This window comes from Mycobacterium sp. ENV421 (assembly GCF_002887815.1).
Classification (GTDB): Bacteria; Actinomycetota; Actinomycetes; order Mycobacteriales; family Mycobacteriaceae; genus Mycobacterium.
This window is the reverse complement of the sequence record NZ_PDHO01000051.1, coordinates 1-18,878: the sequence shown is the minus strand read 5'-3', so window position 1 is coordinate 18,878 and position 18,878 is coordinate 1. Positions and strand designations below refer to the sequence as shown.

26 protein-coding genes are annotated in these 18,878 nt (G+C 61.6%); 9 read left to right on the top strand and 17 right to left on the bottom strand.

Features of this window, described 5'->3' with window-relative positions; all coding sequences use genetic code 11:
- Nucleotides 1-502: 502 nt before the first annotated feature.
- The 10 genes from CRM90_RS31500 to CRM90_RS27900 form a co-directional block, all read right to left on the bottom strand.
- Nucleotides 503-835 (bottom strand): HNH endonuclease signature motif containing protein, encoded by a 333-nt coding sequence (locus tag CRM90_RS31500; protein WP_102810132.1) that lies wholly within the window; start codon nt 833-835, stop codon nt 503-505.
- A 128-nt stretch (nt 836-963) separates the two neighbouring features.
- Nucleotides 964-1,818, bottom strand: a complete 855-nt coding sequence (locus CRM90_RS27930; RefSeq protein ID WP_102810131.1) for a phage major capsid protein — start codon at nt 1,816-1,818, stop codon at nt 964-966.
- Nucleotides 1,819-1,971: 153 nt separating this feature from the next.
- The gene (locus CRM90_RS27925) at nt 1,972-2,448 is read right to left on the bottom strand and encodes a hypothetical protein (RefSeq protein ID WP_102810130.1); all 477 of its coding nucleotides are present in this window, start codon (nt 2,446-2,448) and stop codon (nt 1,972-1,974) included.
- The gene (locus tag CRM90_RS27920; RefSeq protein WP_102810129.1) at nt 2,445-2,750 is read right to left on the bottom strand and encodes a hypothetical protein; all 306 of its coding nucleotides are present in this window, start codon (nt 2,748-2,750) and stop codon (nt 2,445-2,447) included. Before CRM90_RS27920 ends, CRM90_RS27925 begins: the two co-directional genes overlap by 4 nt.
- The gene (locus CRM90_RS27915) at nt 2,747-4,663 is read right to left on the bottom strand and encodes a DNA primase family protein (protein ID WP_102810128.1); all 1,917 of its coding nucleotides are present in this window, start codon (nt 4,661-4,663) and stop codon (nt 2,747-2,749) included. The genes CRM90_RS27920 and CRM90_RS27915 overlap by 4 nt, the downstream gene beginning before the upstream one ends.
- Entirely contained in the window at nt 4,664-4,951 is a 288-nt protein-coding gene (locus tag CRM90_RS27910; protein ID WP_158249081.1) for a DUF2742 domain-containing protein, read from the bottom strand. It abuts the gene before it with no gap.
- Entirely contained in the window at nt 4,944-5,117 is a 174-nt protein-coding gene (locus CRM90_RS31495) for a DUF6011 domain-containing protein (RefSeq protein WP_353617000.1), read from the bottom strand. Before CRM90_RS31495 ends, CRM90_RS27910 begins: the two co-directional genes overlap by 8 nt.
- Nucleotides 5,114-5,596, bottom strand: a complete 483-nt coding sequence (locus tag CRM90_RS27905; RefSeq protein WP_102810126.1) for a hypothetical protein — start codon at nt 5,594-5,596, stop codon at nt 5,114-5,116. Before CRM90_RS27905 ends, CRM90_RS31495 begins: the two co-directional genes overlap by 4 nt.
- Before the next feature lie 158 nt (nt 5,597-5,754).
- Complete coding sequence (locus CRM90_RS30595) at nt 5,755-5,910, bottom strand: hypothetical protein (protein ID WP_158249080.1); 156 nt, start codon at nt 5,908-5,910, stop codon at nt 5,755-5,757.
- Nucleotides 5,910-6,125 (bottom strand): helix-turn-helix transcriptional regulator, encoded by a 216-nt coding sequence (locus tag CRM90_RS27900; protein WP_102810125.1) that lies wholly within the window; start codon nt 6,123-6,125, stop codon nt 5,910-5,912. Before CRM90_RS27900 ends, CRM90_RS30595 begins: the two co-directional genes overlap by 1 nt.
- 140 nt (nt 6,126-6,265) lie before the next feature.
- On the opposite strand from CRM90_RS27900, the gene CRM90_RS31130 reads away from it, so the two are divergent.
- The 9 genes from CRM90_RS31130 to CRM90_RS30590 all read left to right on the top strand — a co-directional run bounded on the left by CRM90_RS31130 (nt 6,266) and on the right by CRM90_RS30590 (nt 12,826).
- On the top strand, nt 6,266-6,706 hold the full coding sequence (locus CRM90_RS31130; RefSeq protein WP_233209554.1) for a helix-turn-helix domain-containing protein: 441 nt from the start codon (nt 6,266-6,268) through the stop codon (nt 6,704-6,706).
- Nucleotides 6,693-7,829, top strand: coding sequence for a site-specific integrase (locus CRM90_RS27895; RefSeq protein ID WP_102810124.1), 1,137 nt, complete (start codon nt 6,693-6,695; stop codon nt 7,827-7,829). The genes CRM90_RS31130 and CRM90_RS27895 overlap by 14 nt, the downstream gene beginning before the upstream one ends.
- 318 nt (nt 7,830-8,147) lie before the next feature.
- Nucleotides 8,148-8,336: a hypothetical protein gene (locus CRM90_RS27890; protein WP_102810123.1), complete on the top strand. Its 189-nt coding sequence runs from the start codon at nt 8,148-8,150 to the stop codon at nt 8,334-8,336.
- A gap of 6 nt (nt 8,337-8,342) precedes the next feature.
- Nucleotides 8,343-9,050, top strand: coding sequence for a hypothetical protein (locus CRM90_RS27885; protein ID WP_199190087.1), 708 nt, complete (start codon nt 8,343-8,345; stop codon nt 9,048-9,050).
- 80 nt (nt 9,051-9,130) lie between these two features.
- On the top strand, nt 9,131-9,475 hold the full coding sequence (locus tag CRM90_RS27880) for a hypothetical protein (protein ID WP_102810122.1): 345 nt from the start codon (nt 9,131-9,133) through the stop codon (nt 9,473-9,475).
- Between the two features lie 240 nt (nt 9,476-9,715).
- The gene (locus CRM90_RS27875) at nt 9,716-9,931 is read left to right on the top strand and encodes a hypothetical protein (RefSeq protein WP_102810121.1); all 216 of its coding nucleotides are present in this window, start codon (nt 9,716-9,718) and stop codon (nt 9,929-9,931) included.
- Nucleotides 9,932-10,203: 272 nt separating this feature from the next.
- Entirely contained in the window at nt 10,204-10,692 is a 489-nt protein-coding gene (locus CRM90_RS27870; RefSeq protein ID WP_102810120.1) for a DUF4365 domain-containing protein, read from the top strand.
- A gap of 278 nt (nt 10,693-10,970) precedes the next feature.
- Complete coding sequence (locus CRM90_RS30385; protein WP_142391475.1) at nt 10,971-11,825, top strand: hypothetical protein; 855 nt, start codon at nt 10,971-10,973, stop codon at nt 11,823-11,825.
- Between the two features lie 383 nt (nt 11,826-12,208).
- Nucleotides 12,209-12,826 carry a hypothetical protein gene (locus tag CRM90_RS30590; protein WP_102810119.1) on the top strand — a complete coding sequence of 206 codons (618 nt, stop codon included), beginning with the start codon at nt 12,209-12,211 and terminating at the stop codon, nt 12,824-12,826.
- A gap of 827 nt (nt 12,827-13,653) precedes the next feature.
- Here the strand turns inward: CRM90_RS30590 and CRM90_RS27860 are convergent.
- The 7 genes from CRM90_RS27860 to CRM90_RS30375 form a co-directional block, all read right to left on the bottom strand.
- Nucleotides 13,654-13,983, bottom strand: a complete 330-nt coding sequence (locus tag CRM90_RS27860) for a DUF732 domain-containing protein (protein ID WP_158249078.1) — start codon at nt 13,981-13,983, stop codon at nt 13,654-13,656.
- Between the two features lie 23 nt (nt 13,984-14,006).
- A complete protein-coding gene (locus CRM90_RS30580) occupies nt 14,007-14,150 on the bottom strand; it encodes a hypothetical protein (RefSeq protein WP_158249077.1) in 144 nt (47 codons plus the stop codon).
- Nucleotides 14,151-14,509: 359 nt separating this feature from the next.
- Complete coding sequence (locus CRM90_RS27855; RefSeq protein WP_102810117.1) at nt 14,510-15,370, bottom strand: HK97 family phage prohead protease; 861 nt, start codon at nt 15,368-15,370, stop codon at nt 14,510-14,512.
- A complete protein-coding gene (locus tag CRM90_RS27850) occupies nt 15,354-15,965 on the bottom strand; it encodes a hypothetical protein (protein WP_102810116.1) in 612 nt (203 codons plus the stop codon). The genes CRM90_RS27855 and CRM90_RS27850 overlap by 17 nt, the downstream gene beginning before the upstream one ends.
- Before the next feature lie 17 nt (nt 15,966-15,982).
- Nucleotides 15,983-16,309, bottom strand: coding sequence for a hypothetical protein (locus tag CRM90_RS27845; RefSeq protein WP_102810115.1), 327 nt, complete (start codon nt 16,307-16,309; stop codon nt 15,983-15,985).
- 252 nt (nt 16,310-16,561) lie between these two features.
- Complete coding sequence (locus tag CRM90_RS27840) at nt 16,562-17,092, bottom strand: hypothetical protein (protein ID WP_102810114.1); 531 nt, start codon at nt 17,090-17,092, stop codon at nt 16,562-16,564.
- Nucleotides 17,089-17,559 (bottom strand): hypothetical protein, encoded by a 471-nt coding sequence (locus tag CRM90_RS30375; protein WP_142391473.1) that lies wholly within the window; start codon nt 17,557-17,559, stop codon nt 17,089-17,091. Before CRM90_RS30375 ends, CRM90_RS27840 begins: the two co-directional genes overlap by 4 nt.
- Nucleotides 17,560-18,878: the final 1,319 nt, after the last annotated feature.

The window sequence follows — 18,878 nt, the reverse complement described above, 5'->3', positions numbered from 1 at the left end:
TACTGTCCAAACCGTCCGACCCACCCGCTGTTGCACTAGCCCCTTGAATCCGCCGCGCTTTTACCACCGAGATCCCCCACCGTCGGCGAACAAAAGCCCCGCAACCCGCAAGGGGTCCGGGGCTTATGGCGGTGGCGGAGGGATTTGAACCCTATTCAGCTACCAGGTCAGGGCCTCGAAATGGCCATTTACGTGCAATTAAGCCAACAAGACATGACACCGGCTAACCGATTCTGACGCAACTTTGTGTCCAAACGGTGTCCACGCTGGACGCACTGCGGACGAGGAGACGCGGGGGGCGGGCCGGGTGCAGGTACACGCTCGGGCTACCAACCCGTCCTGGCGCATCCTTCGCCGCCCAAAAGAACACGGCGTTGACACCCGGCCCGCCTGGCCTTCGCCCCCATCCCCCATCAGTCACACACGTCGCGGCGGAACCTGAGACGCAAGTCAGACCCCCCTTAGGGGAGAGGGTGCCTATATCCGCAGGTCAGAGGGTTATTCATTTAAATCTCGGGTTGATATAGCTCGGGCGAATGGATGTCGACCGGGCGACGCCGCTGCTCTTGGATCTATTGCACTGGCGGCAGGAAAGTTGGAGGTTGTCCAATGCGTCGGCGTCGATTGGTGACCAGCCGTAGCGGGCTGCTTCCTCGGAGCTGACAACATGGTCGACTTCGTAGCTGCGTGGGTGTGGTGGTCGGGCGTCGTAGTCGATCTGTCCACCGAGCGCTTGGCAGTCTGCGGTGAGCTGCAGTGCGCATGGTCCATCGCCATCACGGCGTCGAACTTCTGCGCGTCGACGGTTGCGAATTGTGGTGCTGGCGAAGGGCATCGGTCGTCACTTCCATGTGAGCTCATCGTTTAATTGTTTCTTCGACTCAGACGAGATTGAGCCGCCGGCCTGGAAGGTGTCGGGGCGAGCAGCGGCGGGGCGGGGTTTGACGCCGCCCCGCCGCTGGCTTACGACCCGTCGTCGGCGGTGACGGTGAACTTGCCAATCCTGTTTGGCTTCACCACATTTGCGCCGATCCGCCATGTACATCTGACCGCGATTGAATCAGCCGAGAAGTACGCGTGTTCGGATGTCGAGACCATGACTGGGCCGACCGCACTGACGACGGCGGTCTTGTCGATGACCAGGCCGCTGCCGGTCGGGACAGCGGGGCTGACGAGCACGGGCAGATCGAGCAGGAAGGGTTGCGCGTCCGATGCGCCGGTGCCCAATAGTGTTGAGTTGAAGTCGACGCCGACGCGGAACTTCCGAAGGGATGCCCACGCGGTCGGGGACATGAGGATGTGGCTGGGTTCGCTGCCGTTGCTCGCCAGTTCTGCGAGCAGGTCCACCAGGCCGTCGAGGCTTTCGGCGATGGCGCCACCGTTGACGATGCCGCTGATGTGCAACAGGCCAGCAGGCGGTGTGACGGCTGGCGGTGTCGGTGCGACCTGACTGACGTAGGCGATATTGCCGGCTTTGGTGACTGCACGGGCGACGCTGGCGGCCAGCAGCTCTGACGCGTTGTCTTGGCTGAATTGTTCGCGGCTGAGTCGCAGCAGTTGGGCGATTTTTCCGGTGAAGACGACCGCTTGGGACAGATCCGGGCTTGCCTCGTCCAGGGTGGCACCCTCGTCGATAAAGCCGGCGGTGTCGTCGTCCACATACTGGCAGTGGACGGCGACGGCGTCGCCTTCGACTGTCCCTGCGACGGTGGAGGTCTCCAAGATCAAAGCATCGGGCACTGCGTCGCTGGGTGCGACAGCGTTGACGACGGGGCTCCATGCGCCCGCGCTGCTGAGGGTGGTGATTGTGTTTGGCATGTTGTGCTCCTTACGGGTTCGGAAACGCGAAAGCCGCGCACCGGGAGTGGATTACGTCCTCGGTACGCGGCTCGCGTTGTCCGTTGCCCGCATGGGCGATACTGCGTGTGTTGATCGTGGTGGCTCACCAAAGGATCAGCGTCACAGGTGATTCTACACCTTGAACGCGTCAGCCCATGATCCGGAATTGCCGCCGGACTGTACGGAGGTGCCCTCGCGCGGCACGACTGGGCCGCGGAGCTTCGCTGCCCGTGGGTTTTCCAACCCGAGTTGTTGTCGGGCGTCCTGTGCTGCGGCGAGCACGAGGTCGGGGTCGATGGTGCCGTCGTCGCCGACGAGGCTTGTCAGCTCGACACCGGCGGTCCATAGGGCGGCGGGTTTGGTGAGGTGTTCGGCGGCGAGGCGTTCTACTTCGGCGCGTTGCATTGCTTCGACGGTGGCGGCGAGCTGGTCTCGTTGGGCTTCGGTCTCGCGGAGCTGGACCCGGTATTTCGCTTCCCTGTTGGTCGGCTTGTCCTCGGCGGGCTGGTCGGTGTCCTCGGGGGCGTCCGCCGTGTGTTCCGTCTCAATTGCCTCGGTCTCGGTGAGGTCGATTTCGGTTGTCTCGGTGGTGGTGTCGTTGTCGGTCATGCGAGTGATTCCCTTCGGTTGGTGTCAGCCGGTTGGCCAACGGTTTTGGGGTTGTGGAGTCGTCCGGCGATGACGCCTTGGGGCCGTTGCCGTTTGGGCAGGCCGAGGAACCAGGCTTCGCAGCGGTCCAGTGATTCGCAGCGCCCGCACAAGCCGATGGCCTGGGCGTGACGGGCCGCGACAACTTCGGGATCTTCGCCTTGTGCTGCCGGGTCAAAGATCGAGTGATGCCCACGGCAGCGGGCGCCGGGTAAACACGGCGCTGCACTGACAGCGTCGAGGAGATCGTCGAGGATGCTCACGCGCTGGCATCCTCGGTTTGCTGGGCGGAGGTGATGTCCCAGATGACGATTCGCCCGTCGCGGCCGATGGTGGTGATGTCGGGATGGTTGGCGGCGGCCTGTCGGAGGTTGTTCACACCGAAGTCTTTGGCCTGGCCGGCGTTGTAGATTTCGGAGGATCGGACGACGGTTCGGCCGTGGGTCTGAAGGTCGGCGATGTGGTCGTGGAACCAGCGGGCAGCTGATCCTGATCGCAGGGTGCGGCGCTTGCCGTCTTTGAGTACGACCGAGAATGCGGAATTGCCTGTGCCACCTGTGCCTGATGCGCTGACCTGCGGGGTCTCCGTCGCGTTGCCTGTGCCAGCACCTGTGCCGGGCAGAGTTGGATGTTCGGCTGGCACAGGATCTGGAACAGGCACGGAATGAGGAGTTTGAGCCTTTGACGTGCCGTTATTGCTTTCTGGCACAGGTGGCACAGGTGAAATCCCAATGTGGGTGTAATAGCGGATTCGCTTGTCCCCGACGCGAGGCTGCGTGGCGCCGAGATCGGGTACCACGGCGGCGAGGTTGCGGCCGAAGGTGGCCTGCGATCCGGGTTCGTGACCGTTGTCGTCGCACCAGCGTTTCCAGGCGGCGTAGAGGCGGTCCCGTTCGACGCTGACGTTGTGCCCGAGGGTGCAGCAGTCCCGGACGAACGCCGACGTCGGTGACGCCAAGTCCATCAGCATCGTGGTAGCTGCGCCCGACGATGTGGGGACGGTGAATCGGCCTTTGCTGGCGAGGCGGTCCAGCCCTTCGAGCGCCCAGTTGAGGATGCCAGGGAGTTCGGCAGCGAGGCGGGCGTCGAGGGTGCGGTCTTCCTTGCCGAGGAAGCTGTTGCGCATCTGCAGCACCATGAGCCGGTTCGCGACGGCGCCGGAGGCATCGGAGAATCGAGGGATCTCGTTGGACAGGATCATCAGCCGGGTGGGCAGCTTGCCCGACCACGGATCGCGGAACTTGCGGTCCACGGTCAGCATGTCCTCACCAGAGATCGACAACAGGCGCTCCACGATGGTGTGGACATCACGGCCGCCGAGGCGGGCGTCGGCGATGACGGCCAGTGGCTTGCCCATCAGTGGTGCGAGCCCGAAGTTCGTGCCGAGGCTGGCCAGTGTGGGGCCGGTGACGTTCCCGCGGCCGATCAGGTTGGCCGTCACCCGCGTGATGGTGCCCTTACCGCAGCGGGTGGGGCCGATCGCCAACAGGATCTTCTGCTGATCGGTGCGGCCGGTCACGATGTAGCCGATCCACTCCTGTAGCAGGTCGATACTGTCGTCGTCTTCGGGCCACACCGAGGCCAGGAATCGCAGCCACGCAACCGGTTTAGGTGCGTCAGCCTGATAGGCGAACGGTACCGAGACGGTGTTGAAGAACGCCGGGGTGTGCGGGTACAGCTCGCGGGTGGACAGGGACAACAGACCGTTGGTGCAGGCGATCATCTGATCGGCCGGGCTGTCGATGTCGTGGTCGCCGATCCAGGTGGGTGTGTCGATGGTGGCGTCGAGGTGCGCGACAGCAGCCAGGGCCTCCAAGACATTGGCGACCTTGTTCCGGTTGGGATTCCACCGGGTGAGTTCGTGGTCGACGATCTCGCCGCCCTTACGGATGGGTCGCTTGTAGTCGACATCGCCGAGGCGCTTGTAGATGGTGCTGCGCAGGTGCGCGGAATCCCAGTCGCCCCACTGTTGTCCGGTCCAGCGCAGCCAGTCACCGCGATGGCAGACCAGTGTGCGGCCGGCGGGGGTGCGGAACTTGTTGTACAGCTCGCGGGCTACGTCGAGCGGTGCGTCTGGACTCGGGTACACCGGCCGTTCGGCCGTGGGCATCTTGGGGCGCTGCGCCTTGTCGGCAGCACCGATAGGAACCACGTTGTTGTTCTCGTCGGCCGTCACCTAGGCCACGTCCTTCCGTCGGGGGATGTATGAGCTGCCTCGGTCGCGTCCGATCTGCGACCACGCTGCAGCGGTGGAGATTTCGCGGCTGGCGGCGGCCGTTGCGTCCTGGTGGGTGTCCTGGTCGAGGCACCACCAGACGCAGGCCCATAGCACCGCACGCCACTTGTCAGGGTGGTCATCGGGTAGCTGTGCCCATGCTGGTGTGCCGGGGATGACAGGGTCGCCGAGCCACGGCTCGAGGAAGAGAAATACGTTGTCGTACCAGGTGATCTGGCGGCTATCCACGGCGACCTCCACGGGCCGCACACGTAGGGCCGACGCCAGCCATGACGCTGCGGGGATCGGTCAGGAAACGGCCACAGACCTTGCAGGGCACGGCGATCCGCCACTCCACGAGATCGGCCGGGAAACCGGCCCCGAAGGGCCGGCCTCCGGTCTGCGCATCGGTCATCGCGTCAGCCCCGCCCACCGATCAATGGTGGCGTCGTCGGCGTGGGTGCGGAGGTCGTCGATGCTGTTGACGCCGACCCGTTGCAGGATTTCGTCGAGCTGGAGGCCACGCGTGAGCAGCTCGTCGATGATCTCGACCGTGGACACGTCGGCCAATGTGGTGTCGGCCTGCGCGGCGGTCATCGCAGGCACCGCCTGGGCGTCGAGTTGGTTAGCTGCGCTGGCGATGAGCTTCGCGGCCTGGTGTAGATGGCTAAGGGCGGTCACGATGTCGACGACAGCGAACATGGGCGCGTCGGTGGGTAGCGACTCGATGGCGTCGGTGGCGTCCTCGATGGCTGCCGTGGTGTTCCGGGTGGCCCCGTCTCGCAGCAGCGCCAACGCGGTCCCCGAGAGCGGTGTTTTGTAGTTACTGCAGAAGGCGCAGACCTCGGCACCCTCGGTGGGTACCGTGCAGTGCTGGCATTGGTTTAGAGTCATGAACTAGGACTTCCTCTCATTTGCGTGGTGGGTGTTCTGATCGCCCTCGGCTGGTGCTCCAACACCGCCGGGGGCATTTTTTGTGGGGCGTAGATCCTCGGTTGCGTCGTCATCCACGACACCAAGATCGGCGTGCAGCTCTTGCGGGTAGACCCGCATCAGGCGGCACCGCCGACATCAAGGAAGACGTACAGTTCGTCGTCGTCTTCAAATCGGACGTGAATTTTGTCGCCAATGCGGGCGACGATTCTGCCGCGGTTTTCTTTGAGCAACCTCTCCATTTCGGCGTGGCGCCACTTCTGGTGCGGTCCCATCAGGCAGCACCTCGTGGATCGTCGGTGCGCTGGCACGTGTTCGCCGCGAGGAAGTCCTCGATGCTCTGGCGGGTGTAGATCACCTTGCGGAGACCTGCTTTCACGAATTTGGGTCCGACTCCGCGGTAACGCATTTGCGCGAGCCCGGCTTCTGACGTGTGCAGGATCGCCGCGACTTGCTTGGAGGTCAGGGTGTCGATATATGGGGTTGTCATTTCACCTCCTGGCTGGGGTGGTTGTATTTCAATCGCTGTAGCGATGATTTCCATCGCTACGCCAGTAATCTTGCATGATGATCTGTGGGCCTGTCAAGTCCAGCGTTGTAGAGATGATTTTCATCGCTTACTCTGGGCGCGTGACAGAACCACAGAAGAAGAACCCACTCGGGCCCACGGGCCGAGCGGTCGCAGACAACATCAAACGGCTTCGCGGGGAGATGCAGTACGTCAAGCTGGCGGCCATCCTGGAGAAACTCGGCCGGCCCATCCCAACACTGGGACTACGCAAGATCGAGAGTTACGAACGGCGGGTCGATGCAGACGATCTGGTGGCTTTAGCTGTGGCACTTGATGTTTCGCCGCTAACGCTACTAATGCCGCCGAGTGGGTCCCGTACCGAAAAAGTATCGTCGCCCGCAGGCGGGACGACCGCGGCGCTAATCCTCTGGAAATGGTTGCGTGGTACCTATCCGCTCCCCGATACCTGTAGTGCACAGGAGTTCGTGCCCAGATCGCAGCCGACGTGGGCAGTTGACGTGCAAGTGACTGAGACGGGGTCGCCTAATGGCGACGATTAAGCGGTATCAGACCGCGACCGGTGAACGGTGGGAGGTCCGCTACCGTCAGCCCAACGGAAACACCAGCCGCAAAAGGGGATTCACGACCAAGCGGGCAGCCGAAGACTGGGACGCCAACAACAAGGTGGCGATCAACTCCGGGGCGTATATCCCGCCGTCGAAGGGCCGCGTCAAGGTGGGCGATCTGGCGCAGCCGTGGTTGGAACGCAAGAAGGCGACCACCGAGCCATCGCACAGTCGGATGCTGGAATCGGCTTGGCGTGTGCATGTCTCCCCGGTGTGGGCGGGCGTACCGATCAACAGGGTCAAGGCGACCGGGGTGAAGAACTGGTCGGCGGCGATGACGGGCAAGGGGTGTTCTGCCACGACCGTGCTGCGGGCACTCGGCGTTCTGGCGGGCATCCTCGACGACGCGGTCGGTAGCGGAATTGTGAAGAACCCGGCCCGTGGTTTGGACCCGAAGCGGCGGGAGAAGCCGACAAAGCCGAAGCGGAAGAACGTCTACCTCGATCACGATGACGTCGACCGGCTGGCAGCCGAATCTGGCGACAACCGGACACTGGTTCTGGTCCTGGCCTACACAGGTATTCGGTGGGGAGAAGCGGTCGCGCTCCGAGTCCGCCACGTCGACGAGATCCGCCGGCGTCTTCTGGTGATCGACAACGCCGTGCAGCTCGGCGTCGACCATGCGGTTGGAGATCCGAAAGACGACGAACCGCGAGAGGTGCCGCTCCCCCGGTTTGTTCTGACTGAGATCAAGAAGCAGATCCACGGCCGCGGGCCCAACGATCTCATTTTCGGCGACGGCGCGAACTACCTACCACGGCCCAAGTCCCATGACGGGTGGTTCGCTGGCGCGGTGAAGCGGGCGAAGGTTCAGAGGATCACGCCGCACGGCTTGAGGCACACCGCCGCGAGCTTGGCCATCAGCGCCGGGGCCAACGTACTGGCCGTCAGCCGGATGCTGGGGCACGAAAATCCGCAAGTAACTTTACGGACCTATGCGGACCTGTTCGACACCGATCTCGACGCCGTCAGCGCCGCACTGGACACGGCCCGCCGGAAGAGTGTGTCCAAACGGCGTCCAAAGCAGGTCCAGCAGTTTCGCAAAGTGCCCGGTTAGGGCAGTTTACCTGCGGATAGTGGCCGGTAAATATGGCGGTGGCGGAGGGATTTGAACCCTATTCAGCTATCCAGGTCAGGCGACTAAAGCGCCTCTGAACTGGCGTTTTCGGTCGCGTGACATCACAAGAGTTACCCGTAACTGTCGGGAAAATGTGCTCACGATGTGCTCACAGCACGGGCAGGGCCAATTGCCACGCTGCGACTTGTCGGTACCCGTGTGCATCATGGACGACATGACGACCAATGTCCGACGCGCACGCCACACCGAATGCAAGACTGGTGGAACCGTGTCCCGGCTGACGGGTGGAGAAGTCAGATGACAAACACCGCAACCCTGTCCGACGACGAACTACGAGCACGACGCCGCGCGATCCTCGACAAGCTGGGTCTCACGATTGACGAACTCCGCTCCCGCGCGAAGAGCTACGCTCTCGTCGGGGAGGAACACGAGGCGTGGGAACAGCTTGAATCGATCGCGTTCCTACTGGGAGAGACCCGCGCCTAGTACGTAATGGCACTGACGCATGACGGGTTCAACGATGAAGTCGACGCGTTTGTCCGCGACATTGTCAGCGCCGCGCACTGCCTAGTCATCGGAGGATGGACACTCGGAGTCGCGATGGCGTCAGCGGACCGTCTCAGGTCTGTTGTGGAAATGACGGTGCCGTTGTCCGGTGGCCCAGGTGGAGATCGTGATGGTGATGACCCATTGGCGGTCCTCACGGTGAACTACATGCTGTGCGTTGACTCGTATGGGACGCACATCGCCGTCGAACACTCGTCCTTCGTACTTAAGGCCAAGGTCGACAGAACGCCGATCATCCGCTGGGACTACGACCGCGACGCCAAAAGCAAGCCGCGCTCTCATGTGCAGGTCACGGCGCACCGGGGCGCGCTCTCACACATCCTGTCTCGGCTCGACCATCCCACACCCCACAGCATTGAATCCCTTCACATTCCGATAGGCGGCGAGAGATTCCGCCCGTGCCTGGAAGACGTTGTCGAGTTCCTGATCCGAGACTGCGGTTTTGAGGGCCAAGAGGGATGGAAACAATCCGTCCGCGACGGGCGCGCCAGATGGCGACGCATTCAAACTCGCGCCGTTGTACGCGATTCGCCGGAATGTGCTGTGGCTGAACTGGAATCGCTCGGCTACACGGTGACGCCCCCCGACGACGGCCCACGGAGTGAAAGAACTACTCGCCTCACAACATGGTGAACGACGGCACTGAGTCATTTGACTCAGTTGGGACGCCGACCGGACCAATCCTGTCGGTGGCGCGGCGTAGCGTGCGGCCCATGGAGACTTTCGTCTGCCAATTGTGTGACTGGGTGGGCACACCCGAGCCCTGCCTGGTGCCGCGTGGCGGCGCGGGCGGGATCGAATTCCTGCCGCTGCAACCGGGTGGCGTCAAGCCACGGCTCTACGCGCTGGAGATCGTCATGGACGACACGACGTTGATCCGCGTCGGCAACTTCGAAACCCAACACCATGCTGAGGGGTGGGGCCTTTGGTTCCACAACGCGTACCTGATGAAGGGGCATATCTGGCACTGCCGGGTCCGAGCGGTTCGGGACTACGCCGCCGCCGACACTCACGCCGACTTGTGCGTGGGCCGCAACGAATGGTTTGCGCCCGCATAGGAGCCAGCCCACCGGCGCTGTTGTGTTCGCTTTAACGACACCCTGTACCGAATTCGGTACACACCCGCATGAAAACACCTGATGCGCGCGAGATGGTGTTTGGAATCGGCTTCGGGATGTCCAAAATCAGGACATAAATGGTTGTAGCGCAATGTGTTTCAATCGCATAGCATCATCAATTGCCGCCGCGTGGGAGGTCTCCACGCCAGCACCCAAACCGGGTGTTGACGACAAACCACCATGGAGAACCTGATCATGTCCGATTTCGTTGACCCCTTCCATCCGTTGACTTCCGATTCCACTGTCTGTGGGTTCAACGCCGACGGCACCCCCATCACAGTCGGAGAATTTCGCGAAGTGCTGGCAGACGTTGCACGCCTCGCTGCCTCCCGTGGTCTCTCGCTGACGATCACCGACGATGCTGAGAGCGGGGAGCAATTGATCGGCGTGAGCTGATCTCTCACTAGCCGACGGCAACTGACCTTGATTGGTGGGTTAGGTGCCGTCGTCGTCGGCCTCTGACTCATGTGTCTGCCGCAGGGCACAGTAGAGGTAGTGAGATATACCCGCACGGGCGCACATGGTGTGACCGCGCCTCCAATTTCAAATGGCTGTGTCATTACCGACGCTGACATGCATGAAACAGATTGGGACGTGTCTGCCGACTCTCAAAATGAAAACGTCAGATGGTCGGCAGAAACTTTTAAGTTAACGTTAATGTCTAGACCGTGGTGGGGGCGGGCTCTATCGGGAGCGAAGACAGGATCGGGCGGCTAGGCGTCATGTACGTACGGTCGCTCCTAGCCCAGGCAGGAGTCATACACAATGAGATCCCGGGCGGCGAAGACTACCTCGCAGTTGACATCGCTGCAGTGTTCCCCGTCGGCACGGTAACTGTTCAGGTCAAAACCGGCACCGCGACGCCGAACCAGGACGGCAGTATCTCGGTATCGACCACCCCGGAGTGGCGCGCCAAGTGGGCGAACACACAAACGCCAGTCTTTCTCGTCTACGTACGGTTGGAGAAGACACCTCCGCCCGACTGGCTCCAACATGAGGACCTCAGTACCGTCCTCCATGCCAGGGCTCTTTGGCTACGGGTCAACAATTTGTCGGCCCCTACTGTAAAACTCCCGTCTAGCAACCGGCTCACGGCTTCGACGTTCGACAAGTGGGCTGATGAATTTGGCGATTTTGGAGAGGCGGCGGGCGCATGATATCCGTTCCGCCAAGCCCTCATGACCGACTTGTGCGCTACCTCAGGGCAACTGGCTGGATAGAGCCAGCCACACGCGGCAAGACTGGTGGTCTCTGGCGTCACCCTCAATCAGAGTTCCTGCTCCCCGTTCCCGATGACCTCACTGAAGGTGGACTCGACTGGCAGCGTCTCGTTGAGCGACTAGCACTCGTTGAAGGGGCCACGATAGACGATGTCCTCGCTCGGTTGAATGGGCGTCTCGTCGACATCGCTAATCTCCGAGCTGCCAACGACATCGTGATCACTGACACGATTCCCTTCAATGCGGGCGTGACCCTCGTCCGCGAAGGATGGACGATGTTGCGATCCTCAGCCACAACGTCACTCGGACCGCGAGCCTATATACGTAAGTATCGACCGGCAGGCGACGAGATAATCGAACTGGCCCGAATGGCCCACTCAAAGCGGGGCTCTTTCGTCATCCCGATATACCTGCCGATACCCGAACCGAAGCTGAATCCGGAGAGCGCAGAGCCGACGTTCGATGGTTTCGAGACCGAGGCTCCCGAGTCTGAACAGCGTCGTGTGATGCGGACCTTTGCCGAATCGCTGGCCGCGATAGACGAGGTCGCTATTCAGCCCGAGAAAGAACCGACGACCGATGGCGTCCTAGATTTGGTTCGAGCAGGAGTCAGCCACCAGTTCGCGAGTGCTCTGCACCGGGTCTTAGACGAGGAATCGGTATCGGAGTTCAGCGCAAGCTTCGAATGGGCCCCGAGCGGCGGTCCAGCTCCGAGCAGCCCATCCCAAGTGACGGTTCCCTCCGCAGCGCGAGAGCGTGTCAGCGTGATAGCGCAAAGGCTCAAAGCGCCACCAGCCCAACGAATAACTGAGGAATTGAGCGGCCCGATCATCCGAGTTGAACGACACACGGACACAGAAACAGGAGTTGTCACCGTGCAGGCCGTTCGAGCGGGGCGTGTAGCCCACGTCAACGTCAACGTCTCCGCCGCACGGCTCGACGAGGCACTGGTATGGATGAGATCGCGAGAAACCGTTGTGGTGCAGAGCCGCTTACATCGAATCAGCACGGGTTTGATTGCTGATTCGAGCGATGCGGTCTTCCCGCTGAAAAGCCGACGTCTTCTGTGAACACGGGATCGGCCTGACCGACGAAGGCGACGAGTGCGGTGAACTGCCGTTCGGATAGCACACAGGGCTTGGGAAAGCCTTGACCCCATTTTCATACCGCCCATGCGCTTGATGCGGCAGACTGAACCCTTGTGGGGAGGGTCAATGGGGCGCTGGCGACGATGGCGTTTGCACTGGCCTGCCTACCGTCCTGCGCAGGCCCAAGCAGCACACCGCCGCCAGTTGGTGATAGAAGCGGCCCAGCCAAGAGCAGCCTGACGGCGGGGCCACGATCCAAGGTGTTTCCCGAGATAGCTCTACCCGACGGTGCGACAGAGGCACCGCATAACGAAGCCGGGGATGAGACGTGGTGGGTTGACGCACCGTACGAACAGGTAGTCGCCATGTTGAACGGCCAGCTTGCCGCCGACAAACCGTTCCATGGCCTGCCCGTCTGCAACATCCCCAACGGCAAGCTATCCGATGTGATCACCGGCTTCAATTGGGCGACAGATACCGATTCCATCAGCATTTTCGTGACGCCACCCGGTTCGGTGACCAACAAGCAGAAGACGACTGAAGTCGAATTCCGTTGGGAAGCAATACCGGACGGCAACGCACGCACCGGATGCACGGCACCAATGCCGGCCTCCATTAATCCTGAGCCGCCACCCGGCCCACGCCCGACAGATGGCAACAACGCTGGACCGCTACCGCATTCGGATAAGGCTGAGATCGACATGCCTCCTGGTTCGTGGCTCAGCCCGTCCAACCCGGTCATGGTCAAGGCTCAAAGTGAAATTTGGAACTACGATGTCTCGCAACCGGACATGGTTGAGTGGCTCAAAAGGCGGCTGCCCATCGGTAAGTCGTTCCACGGGATCGCTTGGTGCACAGATCAATCGCCGCCGCCCGAAGGTCAGGTCGATTGGGTGTGGAGCAGCGGCGGGCAGTGGTTTCACGCCAATGTCAGCGACGGGCTGGTCGAATTCCAACGCGGCCCCACAAGCTACGGCTGCTGAGGGCAGCGCCCCTGGTTCGCTGTTCATCGCCGGAAACGAGGTTAAGTTGACTGACACACCTACACCGCTACCGCCAGGCTGGTACCCCAACCCGAATGACCCTGCGGAACAACTCTATTGGGATGGCCGCGCTTGGCATACCGCGCCGCCACCGCAGCCAGCGGAAAGCAAGGCATCGCCAAGCAGCACAGTCGCGAAAGTAAAATGTTTCAAATGCGGACATGCGCAATCAGTTCCGACAAGCATTGCCATCTTCGAGTGCAAGCAGTGCGGCCAGAAGCTCCAGCGGCGAGGTGCCACACAAGCAACGCCATCGACGAAGCCCACGACTGCCACGCCCCAAACCCAAACCTCCGCTGACCAGAGCAAGCAGACGGCGATCAACTTCGGGGTCGCAATACTGGTCGGCATTGGCTTGTTCCTGTCAACGTTCACGTCGACAACTCTGATGAGCGGCTCGTCAACAATTTGGATCGGAGTAGCACTAACCGGAGTGGGCACCGCACTCGCATATTTCCTTGGCGCTGCCAACGGAATTCGTGTCGCTGCGTCGATATGTCTCGCGATCTCGATATTCAGTGGCTTCTACATGGAGCACCAACTTGACCAGAAGCGCCAAGAGATCTCACACGTGTTCAACAGCCATCCGTAGACCCGACAGGGAGTACCTCGCCCACCATGACCGTCGACCCGAAATTGCCGATGCTGTCTACGGCATCCATCGCAGTCGGTATCGAACTGATTTGTTGCCCAGAATATTTCGATGACACCGACCATCCTCACCACCGTTGAGCACACTAGATTGGGGGTAGGTCAGGTGTCGTCTGTCAGAACCCTTTGCGGTATCCGAGGTCGTCCCGAGGGCAGAGGTAAACGTCAGCCGTGTCAACTAAGTCTTCTGCGGGCATCATGTCCCACCCGTTGTTCATCAGTCGGTCGATGAGATCAGACTGCTTTGCGCCGCCCGCCAGTTCTTGACACACCTCGTGACCAAGGTCTAGCCATTCGGCGTCCGAGTGCTGGCTGTAAACCGTGGAGTAGTTGCATAGCCAGCTGAGGTAGCCGCTCGGTCCGTTACTCAGATCGTCGCTGCATTGGGCGTGGGCGACCGGGGTCGGCGCGGTTAGCGCGGCGGTGACGGAGACGGCGAACGCCACTGCCCACGCTGAGCGGTTGCCTCTCATTCGGATCGGGTGTCTTGCTCTGCGGCCTGCGCCCGCTGCAGTGCTTCACGCGCGGCAGCCTTCATCTGCTCTTTGGTCATGCCCTCGGTGTTGACCAGGAACAGCGGTTGGCGCTTGGGCCGGTCCTCGGCGGCGTCCATGGTGGGCATTCTAGGCCGCTGAGAGCCGCCGAGAGCTTCAAGTTTCCTGTGGCCGGTGTGGTCCCCGGTTAGCCCCGCTGTCCGCGAGCGGTCTCGTAACCGGGTCCGCGTGGGGAAGACCAACCCACGACGGACGGCCGCGAGGCAATGACGGTTCGCGGCCAGCCCGCTGCCGGGCCCGGTGTGCTCAGGGTGCCCAGGGGAGGAGAATCGGCCTCTGGACACAGCTAGACACCCACCGTTGTGCCCAGCGGGCATGCTGAGCGACATTCGGCGGTGGGTCGGGATCATTGGTCCCGCTCTCGGAAGTCGAAGTGTGCTTGCCCTGTGACGGGTGCGCGCATCTAGCGCGCTTAGACCTACTGGTGAAGAACGGGGCTATGCCACAGCGGGCGACGTTCTGATACCGGCTCGTACGCCTGGTGCTTGCGGCGGTACCAGGCCAACAGCCGCACATCTGGATCAGCTGAAGACGCGTCGAAACCGATCCTCGCGGCCCGCTCATCGAGAAGCTTCCGGCGCAATTCAAGCTCTCGCTGTCCAGAGTCATCACTGCGTTGCACGACACCCGGCAACACGGTGGGTGGCGCTGTGACCGAGAGGTCGGTGCGGGCGAGCAGCGAACGCAACTCGCCCTGCGCTGCCAGGGCTACCACATCATCAACGTCGGCGTCCACAAACGCCGCTAGAGACCGGTACGACACTTCCAAAGTCGCGTCGGGATACGCCGGTACTGCGACCGGCGCAACGTCGATCAGACGACCCGCCACCAAGTGACGCTCGGCAATGCCGCCACCTCCCAAACGCCACTCGTCCTGGTAAGTCTGGAAGCTGAACGAGGACCCAGGAAGATCGCCGCGCTCAGCCAGTTCCCATACATCACTACGGCTTTCTGGAATCTGAACCGAATAGTCAAGGCCGACGTTGTCCACCGTCAATTGCAACGTGCCACCAGCGGTGCTGCCCAACAACATCTTTGGGTCATGCTCGTAGCGTGCGACAACCATCGGCCATCCATCACCCTGCGACTTGCTCAGGAACGACGGCTCCACAACTTCTCTCATACCGCCCATGGGGTGTGATCGCTTGTTGAACACTGCTGCGTATCCGCCTATTACACGCGAGTGATGACCACCGCCGAGGCTGCGTGTCTCGACATGTAACCCGCTCTGAAAGGCTGCGGTGTAGAGCCGTTCAGTCGGCCTAGCTGGACCCTTCATGACTCCACTCACCCCCTCGTTGCGCTGTTTCGGAATAGCCCCGTACCACGACGCCCTTAACGGTCGCGAGAACCAGGTCAGCTGTCGCCGTTTCGGATTCGAGCGGGATCGCCGCCAGCATGGTTTTGAACGAGTCGTCCCACCTTGCCAGTCGGTCGAGAATGGGCTGATGATCGCCCGAAGTTACGAGTCTGGCAATATGCAGCACCGCTTCAGCTTTGGTGAGGAATCGTCCGAGGTCCCGAGACCACACCGACCAGACACCACCGTCGTCATCATCCGGCGCGGGCTGCCCGTAGCAGGCAACGGCGTTGTCGATAATCATGCCGACAACCCCGGCCAGTTCGTCGTCGCTGAGCACGATCATTTGGGTGCGCAGTCCGTCGTGTAGCGAGGCCCACAGATCCGGCTCAGCCATGATGCCGTCGCGGTGTATGAGTGACGCGGCCCAGATCAGTGGTGGGTGCAGGCCGAGCCCCTTGTCGATAGCCACCAGGCGGTCCCAGTGGATGCCGACCAGGCCACGGTCAGCGAGGACGGACCGGAGCCAGGCTTTGGCCTCGTCGGCGGTAAGCATCGCGCCGCCCGTGTCCATTGTCCACGTCATGGTGCTCACACCCAACCGTTATTGGCGACTTGCTGGCGAGGCGTGAAGATCGGTTCCGAACCGGGCCGGGGTGCGCACTCGGGATGTTCCCGCTCCCACTTTGCGCGGTCCTCGCGTGCGACCTTTCGACTCAATTCCTCGTCGGCTACGAAGGCTGGACCTGTGACAGTCTCGCCGTAATTGGCCAGCCCGGTTGCCGCGTAATGGTCGGCCTGCTCGCGTAGGCCAAGATGGTCATCGATCACCAGCGTTTGGCCTGCTTTCACGCCACCTTCGATGCCGTGGAACATGCCGCCGACGCCGGATCGCATCGTTAGGTATTTCTCGCTCATTAGTCTCGCCTCTCCCTGGCCAGCATCGATTACGCGGCACCGCGCGGCGGGACTGGTGAACTGCCAACGTCTTTCACGCCACCCAGCTTTGCCGGCTGACCCAACGTGAACGCGCCATCGGTATAGGATGCCTCACTGCTGGTAGGCGCAGCGGTCGTAGCCTCGGCAGCAATGTTGCCAAGCCGTTCCTGGCGCGTGACGCCTGGAGGGGAACTCTGCTGTGCTGCAGCGGTGTTGACGCTGATGCTGCTGTTAGTCAATGCCATTGGTCGACCTTTCGTAGTGTTCTTCGTCGTCATACTCGTCATCGTCATCGCCGTCGTCTGGCAGCGGAGCAATCTTCGCAAAATGTGCAAGCAGGAAATAGCTTTCGTCGCTCAACGAGTCAAATGACTCAGTGCTCGCGGCAGACGTTAGGAGTCGTTGAAGCGTCCGATGCAGACCGAATACATACTCCAGTCTTGCGTCGACTGAATACCCGTGCTTATCAGCGCCTTTCGCGAGCGCCAGCGCGCACAGCACATCGCGGCGCTGAGCCGACTTGATCTCGTCCGGTAGTTGATCAAGCAATTCGTTCGTCGCACCCCCGTACTCGCCGCCATACGTGCACCACAGACCACTCTCGAATTCGCCTGTACTAGAAAGTTCAGGATCGACCTGCAAATGCATTGCAAGGGTCCAGTATTCGTCCTCAGCCATGTCGCGCAACCACTCCGGCGTCTCACTGGCAGTCATCGTCGCCAGCGCCAGTTGCAAGGCGCGTTCGACATCTTCTCTGTTCACTGTGCTGCCTTCCGGTGGCCCGACATGGCCGAGATTGTTGCCATCCGGCCACCACTCTTCTTCTTTGGGCCATCCAATTCTTTGAGGAGACCTTGGATCTGCTTACTGAGCGCAATCCTCGCGTTCGACATCTCGGGTTTGTCCATCTCCTGCGCTAGCGTGATCGCCATTCTGACCACGCCAGGGTGATCCTTTGCTTTTGGTGCCATCTCGATTTCGGCGCGGATATCGCGCTCGTTCAGCCCCATCTCCGGTGACGGGTCGGGCTGGTGAGTCGTCGGCAATGCAACGACATTCGTCGGTGCATTCGGCTTTGGCTTCGCGGCGTGCGAATCCCGAGGGGCGTCGGGCTTGGCGTTCCGTTGCCGACGACGAGCAGCGGCATTGGCTGCACGGCAGCCAGCATCACGGCTACCGCGTTTGTAGGCTGCGATGCCGCACTTGTGGTCTCCGTCGTTGACAGCCATGATCCATCCATGCTAGCCCGCGAATCATGTTGTGTCAGAATGTTGTTCCTCACGTGTGCCGTGGTCTGCCCTGGTGTGCCGTGGTGTGCCGTGGTGTGCCGCAGTGTGTTTCGGCGCGCCGGGACGTGGAGCGGTACGTTTGCTGCAGCTAGCTGGCCGCAACCGACGTGCAGAGGTGGTCACAGGATAATTGAGGGACAGTGCCACGCCGCGATTAGTGCGAGCTAGACGGGACTGCCTGACAGTCGGCGTGGGTGGCAACTAAAAAAACAGCCTCTAGCTGCAGTGATGCGGTCACAGCGATCACTATTCATGCAGGTCAGAGCGTTTTCATCATGAACCCAGCATGCGTTCCGCCAGCCCGGAGGGGCGGTTACATCTACTTGGGTTTGCTGGCCACGACACCCCGTTTGCTGAGGGCAGGACGGCCCGTGAACTCTATTGCAGTCCAACGGGATTGACTGGCAACACGGGACTCGACCTGGCGGCGGGAACCTGTCCCAAGCGGTGCCGTTCGGCAGGCGGGTCGTCATAGCCGCAGTGCATCAACGCGAAACAAGCTACAGACCAAGGCATCACGATGCCCGCTTCGATGCCGCCAACCGGGCGGCCCGACGAGCTGCGCGCTTAGCCTCAATTCGCGTCCTCTGGGCCTGCTTCCGCGCCGTCTGAGGTGATTCCCCATGCCGGGGTGGTTTCGGCTCTCTGTGACCCGCTGAGCCGGTCAGAATCGCTTTGTTTGGCCGGATGGGCGCGATACCGCCGACCACCCCCAGGGCGGCGCGCTCTCGTGGGGTCAGCGATGCGGCCCATGTACTGCACGCCGCCAGAGCTGGGCACTGAGTGCAGATCTTCACCGCCTCATCGACGGCGTCCGTGTTGCCCACTGCCGCGTCAAACACGTCGTGTCGGCCTTTGCACGCCGAACCAGGAAACGATGACGTTGACGCCATCACCGCGAGCACGTCAACCGATGAACGTTTCGGCCATAGCGGCGAACCATGGAGGACGGGTGTCGTGCGCATGAGTTCGAAACTACGCGCGATCAACGTTGGCGTCCCATTGGTCGGTTGGCCAGATGGCTCAATCTCACAACCACATTCCCGCCAGTTCGTCTCACTGCCCACCGGCCCTAAAGGGCCGGATGGGTGAGACACGTGAGACAGCGGGGTGAGACAGGGTGAGACACTTGAGACAAGTGCAGGTAGACAACGGTTTTGGTGGTGAGACAGGTTGAGACAACCATGCGGAATTAGCGAATGTTGGGTCTGCTGCACGATCAGGTGACAGTTTCGGTCACGCGGCCTGACTGGCCGGTG